The 11,637-nt window shown below is 40.8% G+C and carries 7 protein-coding genes and 1 tRNA gene; 2 read left to right on the top strand and 6 right to left on the bottom strand.

Features of this window, described 5'->3' with window-relative positions:
• Window positions 1–1,662 (bottom strand): histidine kinase, encoded by a 1,662-nt coding sequence (locus tag QF042_RS24610; RefSeq protein ID WP_307532797.1) that lies wholly within the window; start codon window positions 1,660–1,662, stop codon window positions 1–3.
• A gap of 109 nt (window positions 1,663–1,771) precedes the next feature.
• Between QF042_RS24610 and QF042_RS24615 the strand changes: the two genes are divergently transcribed.
• Window positions 1,772–4,147, top strand: coding sequence for a TonB-dependent receptor domain-containing protein (locus QF042_RS24615; RefSeq protein WP_307532798.1), 2,376 nt, complete (start codon window positions 1,772–1,774; stop codon window positions 4,145–4,147).
• A gap of 281 nt (window positions 4,148–4,428) precedes the next feature.
• Here QF042_RS24615 and QF042_RS24620 read toward each other — a convergent pair whose 3' ends face one another.
• Together QF042_RS24620 and QF042_RS24625 are read right to left on the bottom strand one after the other, a co-directional pair.
• Complete coding sequence (locus QF042_RS24620) at window positions 4,429–4,869, bottom strand: nuclear transport factor 2 family protein (protein WP_307532799.1); 441 nt, start codon at window positions 4,867–4,869, stop codon at window positions 4,429–4,431.
• A 51-nt stretch (window positions 4,870–4,920) separates the two neighbouring features.
• Window positions 4,921–5,295, bottom strand: coding sequence for a hypothetical protein (locus tag QF042_RS24625; protein ID WP_307532800.1), 375 nt, complete (start codon window positions 5,293–5,295; stop codon window positions 4,921–4,923).
• 109 nt (window positions 5,296–5,404) lie between these two features.
• Here QF042_RS24625 and QF042_RS24630 point away from each other — a divergent pair, with 109 nt between their 5' ends.
• The gene (locus tag QF042_RS24630) at window positions 5,405–5,794 is read left to right on the top strand and encodes a helix-turn-helix domain-containing protein (protein WP_307532801.1); all 390 of its coding nucleotides are present in this window, start codon (window positions 5,405–5,407) and stop codon (window positions 5,792–5,794) included.
• Window positions 5,795–6,552: 758 nt separating this feature from the next.
• Here QF042_RS24630 and QF042_RS24635 read toward each other — a convergent pair.
• The 3 genes from QF042_RS24635 to QF042_RS24645 all read right to left on the bottom strand — a co-directional run bounded on the left by QF042_RS24635 (window position 6,553) and on the right by QF042_RS24645 (window position 11,628).
• Window positions 6,553–6,626 (bottom strand) — tRNA-Asn (locus QF042_RS24635).
• A 195-nt stretch (window positions 6,627–6,821) separates the two neighbouring features.
• Window positions 6,822–8,390 (bottom strand): SusD/RagB family nutrient-binding outer membrane lipoprotein, encoded by a 1,569-nt coding sequence (locus QF042_RS24640; RefSeq protein WP_307532802.1) that lies wholly within the window; start codon window positions 8,388–8,390, stop codon window positions 6,822–6,824.
• A gap of 10 nt (window positions 8,391–8,400) precedes the next feature.
• Window positions 8,401–11,628, bottom strand: a complete 3,228-nt coding sequence (locus tag QF042_RS24645; protein ID WP_307532803.1) for a SusC/RagA family TonB-linked outer membrane protein — start codon at window positions 11,626–11,628, stop codon at window positions 8,401–8,403.
• Between the last annotated feature and the right edge of the window lie 9 nt (window positions 11,629–11,637).

An 11,637-nucleotide genomic window follows, 5' to 3' on the forward strand; every position in this document is an offset into this window, starting at 1 on the left:
TCAGCTGTTGATTTTAATTTTACTTGACCATCCCTGCTCGGTTTCCGCGGAACTGAACTCCCATTTGCCCGGATAGCTTTCCTCCAGCCTGGCCCTGATGTATTTGAAACCATTTCCGCCATTTCTGCCTTCACTTACCTCCCTGTTTTCTCCGATTGTTTCAAAAATATATCCGCGATAGTCTGCAGCTTTTATAAAAGTAAGCCTAAAAGTAATGGTTCCATTCCTCTGTGGCATATTGTGGGTAATCCCATTTTCCAAAAGGGTATGAATAACGGCAGGAGGGATACTTTCTGACTCTAAAATATCTTCTTCCCAAATATAAAGGATTTCCTTTCTAAAGCCCATAACCTTCAGATGCATCTGACAAAGCAGGATTTCCTGCCTGACTGGGATTAAACTCTGTTCGGCAATTGAATTCATGATGTCAAATTCGCTGGCCAGTGCCTGAATAAATTCAGCTCCTTTCTTTGGCGATTCTTCTACCCAGTCCATTAGTGAGGTTAAAGTGTTTTTGATAAAATGAGGCTGTATATTTTTCTTGATCAGTTCAAGCTGTAATCTGGAAGAAAGCAACAGAGAGTCAGAATGTTCCTGTTCTATTTTTTTCATTCTAATGGTATGGAGGTAAAGCATCGACAGCACAATGAAAGTGTAAAATATGAATATGCCAAAATCATAAAGCAGGTAATAGTTCATTCCTGCACTGACTAAAACACCTATCATTACAAGCAGGCCACCCTTTTGCTTTTTATAAATGGCATTTGCAGCAATAATCATCATCGCCAGCCACATCGCTCTGCTGTAATACATCGCCGAAAGATCATAATGTCCATAGTTATTGATGAACAGAAACAAAAGCACGCAAAAAAGCAGCAAAAGAAGAATGTGTTTTCTTTTTATCGCAAACTCAATGCAGAAGTAAAGCGGCACGAGTAAAGAAATGGAAAATGTTAGCCACCCGATAATTTTCAAGCGGATAAAAAAATCTGTATAGAGAATTTCGATGTAAAATTTAAGGTATTCCATAACCAGAAGCGAAAAGAAAAGCAGGCAGATTATCGAAAAGATAAGCACCGAGTATTGCTTTTTATGGCTGTTGAAATACAAAAAAAAATAGTATAATGAAGCAACAAGAAAAGCCCCGGCCATAACAAACATTAACGAAGAAATCATCAGTGGCCTTCTAATCAAATTGACATAGCTATCGAGCTTTAAACCTGTTCCCCGCTGAAGCCTGGGATAACCGAACTGTGTACTTCGTAAAGCTACCTTATGCATACCTGGACCGGAAAGCGAATCCGGGATCAGATAACACATTGCTTCTGTTCCTGGAACTTCTTTGCTTGATGGGGACCCGGGTTTTCCGTTTAGGCCGATTTTAACCCCGTCCCAGTAAACCTGGTGAGCGCCAAAAGCATCTACCTGGAGCCCTAAGGGTTTTGGAGGTTTGGAAATTAGTTTTACATCCGCTCGGACCCAGAAAACATGGTGGCCTGTAAAGCCGCGGTCCTTTGACCAGCCCGTTTCATTTAGCTTTTTCGCAGACCAAGCTACATTATCACCTGTTTTGAAAACAGGATCATATTCTTCATAAAGCACCTCCTGCTTACAGGAACAAAACAAAATAGTTAAAAGTACAGATAGGAGTATGCGTTTCATTATTCAAATGTAGCATAAAGATCATTCGGGCAGGTGCATTTCAAAAGGATATAGAGCCGTTCGCATGTTTTTTTATCGATCTCCCACCTTGGCGTGCTAACCTTGCAGCATGAAACATATTGCCATCATCTATACGCTCATCATCTACTTTTCATTAAATGCCTCAGCTCAGTTGAAACAAAGGCTGTTTTTCGGCCAGATAAGGGAAAAATCTTCTAATGCAGAAATACCATTTGTAAGCATTGCTATCCTGAACCCAGAAGGAAAACCTGGTGCCTCGGCTATGGCCGATGATAAGGGGAAGTTTTCGGTTAGCACCATGTTGCAAGGCAAAGTTACCCTCGAATTTAGCTTTATGTCTTACCGCAAAATAAGCCGGATAATAGATACTGACCAAAGTAAAATTGATCTGGGAACCATTTTAATGGAACCTGATCCCTTAGTTTTAAAAGACGTATCGGTTACGGCAATAAAATCGCCGGTAAACCTGAGTCTGGACAAAAAAGTTTTTGAGGTAGGAAAGGATATTCTCTCCCAATCGGGTTCGGTAACTGAACTGCTTTCTGGGGTTCCATCGGTAAGCGTTGCTCCGGGCGGCGCAGTAAGCCTTAGGGGCAACAGCAGTGTGCTTGTGCTCATCAATGGGCGGCGTTCTGGTTTAACAGCCGGAACAGCCTTGGGGCAGTTATCTGCCGATCAGGTTGACAGAGTAGAGGTAATTGCCAATCCTTCATCTAAATATGATGCCTCAGGTTCGGCAGGGATTATAAATATTGTGCTTAAAAAGAATAAAAAAGGGGGCTTCAACGGACAGGTAAGAGTCGTTGGAGGTATCCCGAACGAAACTAGGTTTTCGCCAAGCTTGAATTATAAATCAAACAAATTAAATCTTTTTTCTACCATCGGACTGCGCTTTTCCGACTATGTAGGCCTATACAAAACCGATCAAAGCGTAAATCAAAATGGCATAAACTCCATGCTAAACCAAAGGCAGGATGAGAACCGGCATGACGACGGCCGGTTGGTTTACTTTGGTGCCGATTTCCAGCCTGACAGTTTAAACACCATTACCATGGCCTATTTGCGTAATGCAACCAAAGACCATGATAAAACTACACTGGCCTATAATTATTTTAGCACCGCTCCAGATAGCTCACTTGTCCGTTCTGGTGAATCCTGGGAGCAAAGAGATTATAACCAGATTGAATTCAACTATACGAAGCTTTTCAAAAAACCGGGCAAAAAATTAACCTTAGATATGCAGTATGACTTCTGGAATAGCGCTAAAAACTGGAATCTATCTACTCAAAGAATAAGCCCATATCCAGAGCAAAGGCCTGAGATCAGGACGACTTCTATCGGTTCGAGTAAAGATTTTGCCGCCCAGAGTGATATGGTTATCCCATTAGATAGTAATTCGACACTTGAATACGGCGTAAAGGGTGAGAACCGAAAAGTAGGCAGTAATTATTTAGCAGAAAGCAGAGTAGGGAGCGTTTGGACCATCATTGATAATATAGACAATGGCGTGGCTTATAATGAATTTATAGGTAGTGCTTATCTGCAATTCAGAAGCAAGGTCAAACATTTTTCCTACCAGGCAGGACTTCGCAGTGAATATACACAGGTGAGTATCAACGACAGGAAAGAAATATATGACAATAAAAAAAACTATGTAAAGCTATTTCCGACAGTGCATTTGGCTTATGAACTGGGCAAGGGCACATCCCTTCAATGGAGTTACAGCAGACGCATTAACCGCCCGTCGCTTTACAGCCTGTATCCCTTTAACGAACTCACCGATTACAATTCGAGGTACATAGGCAATCCAGATCTTAATCCGTCCTATGCCAATGTCTTCGAACTAGGCTTGTTGAAGCGCATCGGAACACTCACTATCAATCCATCTTTGTATTACCAGCATAATACTGGGGTTATCCTTGATTACAGTTACCGAGAAAACGGGCTCTTTATTTCCATGCCGGTCAACATCAGCCTTGAAGAACGTTCGGGAGCAGAACTTTCAATACTTTATAATCCTTACAAATGGCTACAGATGAATATGGAAGTTAATGCTTATCATTTTAGACAGGCCGGGATTTACGCAAGTCAGGATTTCGCTTATTCAGGCAGTACGATCACCTCGAGATTTGGTGCTCAGGTGAAATTGCCCAGCAAGTCCAGCTTGCAGGCTCGATACAATTTTAGCGGCGCAGTCAATAATGCCCAGAATAATATGAAAGCGGTACACGCTATTGATATGGGAATAGCTCAGAATTTCCTGAAAGATAAGGCAAGTCTGCTTTTTGATGTGAGCAACCTTTTCAACCTGCGAAGATTTTCCACTACTACCGTAGGAAAAGATTTCAAGATCACTCAAGAAAACAGTCCAAACGCAGCGAGATATCGTCTAACTTTTGTTTATCGCCTTAACTTAACCGGAGATCAGGCGGTTAGACAGGCAAAGAGCGGTAATAGGAGTTAGAGAAGCAGAATTTCGCCTGCGCTCAGGATAAGCTTCTCGCCCAGTCCTAAATGCAAAAACCCACAAATTTCGTTGTGGTTTTTGAAGCTCTCAAGCCTATTTACTTTTCTAGAAACCTTCTTGACGACCTTACTAGAATTTCAAGGATAAATGAGAATGATTTAGAATAATTAAAAAAATGGCTTAAATTATGCAAATTTGCAAATTTCATTGACTTAATTTTAAAACAACATATCATAAATTGTTGTTCTCTAGCTAAAAGACAGAGATGATAAGATTATCTAATTACCTAATGTTCTTGCCTCTACAATTAAGAAGTGTGCAACGCGTTCTTTGATAAACCATTTCCCCTCCTGAAAAATATAATTATCGTCATATCTTACGCTATAATCTGAAAGGATATCTTTTCCATCGGATTCCCTGATCATTTTGATCTGAGTAAAAGAAACTCCAGTAGCCGTATTACCATCAATTTCCACGGTATGTTGTCCGTTTAGGGTAAAATACGTCTTTACTACCGAGGCATGGCCGCTAAATTCTTTTTCAAGATTATCCCTTCCGTTTGTATTTCCAACCAATGCTCCGTTCATATAAACTTTGTAATTGGCATCTGGCGTGAATACATCCATCATTTGCGCGATCTTTTTCTCATCTCCCAATGATGCGTAGGCATCTATTAGGTTTCTTAATTCTTCTTTTGTTTTTAAAATTTCTAATGTCATAATGATATAAATTAATGTTTGTTGATATTTCTATTGAGCTAATCTGCCTGTTTATTTTAATGTGGATGGTGGACCTAGGAAAAGCGATTCATCACGCAGAAATGCTGTTACCCAGATTAATACCAAGGGAATTCCTGGATTTAACATAGAACCATCGTGCGATAACTCAGTCGCCATTGCACCTGCTAAATAGCAACTGATTAAAATGAAACCGATACGCATCGTCTTTGAAAAAGCGAATAATATAATGAATGCCATCTCCATCAATCCCAGCACGGTTGCTGAATTGAGAAGATTGAATCTTACCAGACCTTCTACCGACCACTGCGAATGAATTGCTTTCATAAAACCGCTAAAGCTAACCATCAGTGTTACCAATGAGGTAAGTCCGATAATAATTATCTTTTTTAAATTTTTTATTGCCATAATTTTATTGATTGAATCTCCTTATTTATTGTTTGACAAAATTAAAGTATATTTGCTTACAATTTATTAGTGATTACCTAAAGGTTATCAAGTTACTCAAGTTATAAAGATGGAAACAAAGAAGTTAATACCTGGAGAAGGCAAGGGATTTACCGAGGAATGCACAAAGGTTTTGCTCGCGGTAAGTGATGCACTGTATGTAATTGGCGGTAAATGGAAATTGATGATCATCATTGCCATGGCAAGGGGCAACAGTAGGTTTACCGAACTCCAAAGGCAGGTAACCGGGATTTCTGCAAGGGTGCTTTCGAGCGAATTAAAGGAGTTGGAAGCCAATGGCTTTATTGTTAAGAAGGTAACATCGGGATATCCCGTGACTATAGAATATGAACTTTTGCCATATAGCCAAACCCTAGAGGAACTTGTAGAGGCAATGACCAAATGGGGTATGCAACACAGGGAGAAGATAAAGAAAGAGAGATCCAGCAAGAGTTCGTGAAAAGATATATCAGTATAATATCCAAACCTCTGATTGACGTTTCCTAATGATGGAATAGCAATCTATTGACTTTGCACATTATGGTTGGGAAAATTTGCACTACGCAACGATTTCAGAATGAGCTAAACGTAAAAAACCACAACTTTCGTAGTGGTTTTTTAAAGCTCCCTCTGCTGGGCTTCCCGACGAATCGGGATCTTACTCCCCAGCGACCCTCTGATTAATCCCGCACGTGCGGGACTCGAACCAGCTGAGCGAGTAGACCTCTAAGTATTTCACCGCAGATCATCCTTTCAATCAACCTCCTGCTCTTTTGTCTTTTGATAAACCTCTCGATCCGTATTGCATCAACCTCTTGCCCGCCACAAGAGAATACCGCTTTTAGTGCCCAAGGTCTGTGTTTAGAAGTAAAAGTTGTCAGCTCAGATCCATTGTGCTCACCCAGCCTGCGCATCTAATCATTAGTATAGCCAACATAATAAATATCGGAAGTAAGGGAATAGAGGATATAAATGTAAAATTCCATAGAACGCAAAAAAACCGACAACTTTCGCTGCGGGTTCTGCTCCCTCTGCTGGGCTCCCTTCGACTGCGCTCAGGATAAACTTCTCGCCCAGCCTTAAACACAAAAAACCCACAACTTTCGTTGCGGGTTTTTGAAGCTCCCTCTGCTGGGCTCCCTTCGACTGCGCTCAGGATAAACTTCTCACCCAGCCCCAAACGCAAAAAACCCACAACTTTCGTTGTGGGTTTTGAAGCTCCCTCTGCTGGGCTCGAACCAGCGACCCTCTGATTAACAGTCAGATGCTCTAACCAGCTGAGCTAAGAAGGAGTACTGGTCGTTTCCTAAAACGAGGCTTATTTACACTTTGCAGCTTAATACCCTTGTTCGTTTTGGGAGTGCAATATTAGCGCTTTTAAACTATTTATGCAAAAATTAATTCAATTATTATTTAAGAAAACAATCCTCCCTTTACAGCGGAGGATTGTTTTTCATACTTCAAACTGAATATCAGATCATTAACAATTAAGGTTTAACAATCCAGGGCGCCAGATTAATGTCATCCGTTCCGTTATATTGGCGGAGTAAAGCCTGTTTTAGGTTTTCGCCGTTTGTAGTTCTTTCAATATCAGGATACTGAAAACGTTTCGGAATCCTTTGGCTGTTGCCTGTACCTGGCCCCACCTGGAATTCTGGTATACCCGTTCTGCGATACTGATAATAAGCTTCAAAACCCGAATTACGGAAATACGCCAGGTATTTTTGGGTAAGAATCTGTGTTAAACCTGCAACCGTATTGCCTGCATATTTTATAACAGGTTGTGCATAATAATCCGTCTCGAAAGTGAAGTTTACATTGAAGGTTTCAAATTCGCCCAGTTTACCATCCTTTTTCAAAAAGGTCAGCACATTGCTGCCATCTTTAATGCCATAAAAAGCAATAGAAGCCTGGATCCCTTTTTTATACCAGCTTTCAGCATCGCCAGTAGCCCAGCCACGGTTAATGCCTTCGGCTTTAATAAAACACAGTTCAGGATAAGAAATGATAAAGGTATTTTCGGCAGTATAACCGCTGTAGTATCGGCTGCGGCCAATAAGCGAATATAAACCTTTCTGTACCTTATCCAGCATTACGCCCTGATCTTCACCAGAGCTTGCACCGATAAAATTGCGGTAATCGGTAATGGCATAACCGTTGGCTTCTGCTATTCCTCTTGCTGGCTCGGCAACCATATAAGCCCTGGGATCTTTATAGCTCGAAAGGGTATTTAAATAGGTACCAGCCATGTTATAACGCAAAGCATCGTTACCAAAATTATCTTTGTTATTCGGGTATTTATTAAAACTTTCATTGTACACAAACTGCAGATTATCTGCCATGCTATCCATTACCGGATATTTAGTTGCATTACCCAATACCGCAGCAAACTGTTGTTTTACCTGCAGGTCGGCATCATCTACTTTGGCGCTCAACTGAATCAAAGTTCTCAACTTAAAAGTATTTACTACCTTTTGCCAGGCCATCAGGTCATTTTTAAGATAGATGTCGCCTTTTAATTCTTTGTTGCCTGCAGCAATTAAAGCCGTTAAATCGTTGTTCGATTCTTCTAACCAGGTTAACGATTGTTTAAAAATATCTTTTTGGGTATCGTACTTTGGAGTCAGGTTAGCGAAACCTTTTAAGGCTTCGGTCATCGGCAAATCGCCCACTTTCAAACTCATTTTCACAAAGAAATATGCTTTAAAGAATTTAGCAAGGGCCAGGTAAGGTTTCGCAACTGCACCACCTAAACGGTTAGCTTCTTCTTCCATTTTTACCACATTTTTTAAAGTCGTATAATCTAAAGTGGCACCTGTCCAATCATAGTTATTGGTTGCGTAATAAAAATAATTGGCAGCCGTGTACTGGTTCCACCTTTCCGAGCCCGAAAACGGTGCTTCATACATATCGAACAAAATACCATTCAACAATAAGTTTGGCGGAACGGTTTCGGCCTGGTTTGGATTTTTAAAATTTTCTTCAAATTCTTTCTTACATCCGCCACAAACAGCAACGATGATGAAGAGGAACAGTATTTTATATATTGATTTCATGTTCTGGCGATTAAAAAGTAACATTAAGGTTAAAACCTACACTTCTTGTAGTGGGTGTTTGCAGCGTAGAAGTACCTTCTCTACCCGAATACTGATCTACATCCACATCGTTATAGGTAGAATTGATAAAGTACAACAGGTTACGCCCTACTACCGAAATATTGGCCGATTTGATAAATGTGCGTTCCAATAACTTTTTGGGCAACTGGTAGCCAAAGGTTACTTCGCGTAATTTGGCATAGGTACGGCTCATCATGGTGTTTTCTTTGGCACCATAAAAAACACCCAGATAATCCTGCAATAATTGAGGAGTAGTGTTTGATGTAAAAGAAAGGTCGCTGTAATTGGTAATTACACCTGTAACCGGATCGAAATTAAGTTTACCGCCATTGGCAATAACCACCCCATCACCTACCCAGGTACCTTTGTAAGCTGGATCGTTTACACGCAGGTAATCCTGGTATCTGGCCTCGCCCATTTTACCCTGAATGGTTTCGATCTGACGACCGCCCTGAAAGGATTTTAACCTAACGTAATCTTGCATTACGCCGCCCACTTTACCATCTAACTGGAAGCTGAAAGAAAAATTCTCATACCTGAATTTATTGCCGATACTCCACACCCAGTTTGGATCGGCATGGCCTAACAGCTGGTTTACCAGTAATGAAATTGGGGTTCCGCTTGAGGTATGGATCACCTGTCCGCTTGGCGTTTTGGCCAATACCGAACCATAGATATTATCGATACGGTCGCCGGTTTTAAAGAACTGATCAACTGATGTTTCGCCTGGGGCAAGTTCCTTATATGTCTGTTTGTAGGTAGACCAGTTGATCATCACATCCCAGCCAAATTTATCAGTCAGAATTGGTGCGCCGGATAAACTTAACTCTACACCACTGTTTTGCGTTTTACGGCCGTTGATGGTATTGGTTTGATAACCTGTAGCTGCTGAGATATTTTGCCTGATAATTTTCGGCCCATCAATATACCTGAAATAAGTAGCTTCGAAACCTAACCTGTTTTTAAGGAATTTCAGATCGATACCTCCTTCGTAATTGGTTCTGCTCTGTGCTTTTACCGCATTCAGATCGATAAGATTGTTGGTATAATAAGCACCTGTTTGGTTATTATAGGTTGGCCTGATGCTATATGGTGAAGAAAGACCATAACCAGGACCTCCATATGATGATGTATATTCTGCACCATAACCAATTGGGTAACTTTGCAATGGCGTTGCACCTATAAATTCCTGCGTACCCAAACCTGGATCTTTAACGTTTGCGTACGATGCCCTTAGTTTTGCAAATGAAATAAAAGCAGGCATTTTTACATAGTCAGAAATTACAGAGCTTAACGAAACCGAAGGATAGAATGCCGAGTTGTTGCCAGGAGGAAGCGCTGAGTTTTTATCTACACGGCCAGTAGTGTTGATATTCAGATACTTTTTAAAGCTTAAATCAATTGAGTAAAAAGCACTTAACACCAACATTTTAGAATTGAAATTGAAGGCTTTTACCGGGTTTTTAGAGTTTGAGAAGTTATATACATTCGGAACGTTTAAATAATCGGTTGTGGTAAAGCTCGAGTTATAACTGAAGTTACGGGCATTACCTCCACCAAAAGCGCTGACCTCAAATAAATCGCCAATGTTTTTGTTGTACTTTAAAATCAACTGTGTATTGTTTTCGAACATGCTACGGCGGTCTTCCCTGTAATCGCCTAAACCTTCTTCACGTCCGTAAGGATGAGCAGAAAATGGCATTTTCTCGGTTCTTAACTGATCGTAGGTCGAAATCTGTGTTTTTAACAATACATCCAATCCTTTGATTACATTATAGTTTAATGAAGCATAACCGTTAATATCGTTCTTTTGATGTCCGCGCAACCATTCATACGACATAAAATAAGGATTGTGATAACGTTGGTATTCGGCATAGATAGACTGGATCCCTTCTTTGCCCGGCTGCCAGTAATTTTTCATGTCGTCGATATTCCAATCGGCACCGCCCCAAAGTGTCATGTTATAAATAATACTGTTCGGACCATAATTTACATCTGGAATATTATCAGAAAACTGACGGCTGTAATTGATATAAGCTTCAGCCCTTAATTTCGGGCTGATGTTATAAGAACCACTCACATTAAAATTGTTGATATTTAATTGTGTGTTCGGTATTATTCCTTTTTGGTAATTATTGGAAATAGAAACCCTTAAATTATACTTATCAGTTGCAGAAGATAGCGCAATGTTGTTTGCAGAAAGCAATCCAGTTTGGATAAAACGCTTCAAGTTATCTTTTCCACGGGCTACCCATGGCGTACCCTGACGCACACCGTTTACAATAGGACTATCGTACTGTGGAATTAATTGCCCATCGAATTTTGGTCCCCAGATATCATAATCGCCATCATTTAAACCACCACCTTTTCCATCACCAAAGGCATAGGCACTGTGCTCACCTGGTCCGTATTCGTCCTGACTTTTTGGTAATGCAATAAATCCCTTGTTAAACTGCGTGCTCGAGTTGAGTTCCACAGCAAAAACTTTATCGCTCAGTTTACCTCTTTTAGTAGTGATTAACAATGCGCCATTATAAGCCTGATAACCATACAGCGCCGCAGCAGCCGGGCCTTTAAGTACGGTATAAGTATCAATATCATCTGGATTGATGTTCCAGGTATCCGAATTAATGGGCACCCCATCTACCACCACTAAATTAACATCGTTACCGCGAAGGTAAAGCGACGAACGGCCCAAAAGCTCTGAAGATACACCAACAGTTAAGCCGGCAACCTTACCCACCAATCCATTTACCGGATTAGCTTCTCTGGCCTTTACCAGGTCGGCACCTTTTACTTCCTGAATGGCATAACCCAGATTTCTTTTCTCTTTACGGATACCGAGAGCGGTAACCACCACCTCGTTTAGGTTTTTCGAATCTGTTTTTAAAGTTATGGTCAGGTTTGCACCTGTAACCTGAACCTCTTGCGGAAGAAATCCGATAGAACTAAAAATAAGTGTTTCACCTGTTTTGGCATCGAGGGTAAAGCGACCCGATAAATCGGTAGAGGTAGCTTTTTTGGTCCCTTTTACCAGCACACTAACACCGGGAATTGGCTGTTGCGCATCGTCTTTAACCAAACCAGCAATCTTTGTTTGCGCCCATGTAAAATATGGCGTGAGGCACAATAGCAGCAAAGCTACCATGCACATCTTCATCTTGTAGAGATGTTTCATTTATCTATA

This window comes from Pedobacter sp. W3I1 (assembly GCF_030816015.1).
Taxonomy (GTDB): Bacteria; Bacteroidota; Bacteroidia; order Sphingobacteriales; family Sphingobacteriaceae; genus Pedobacter.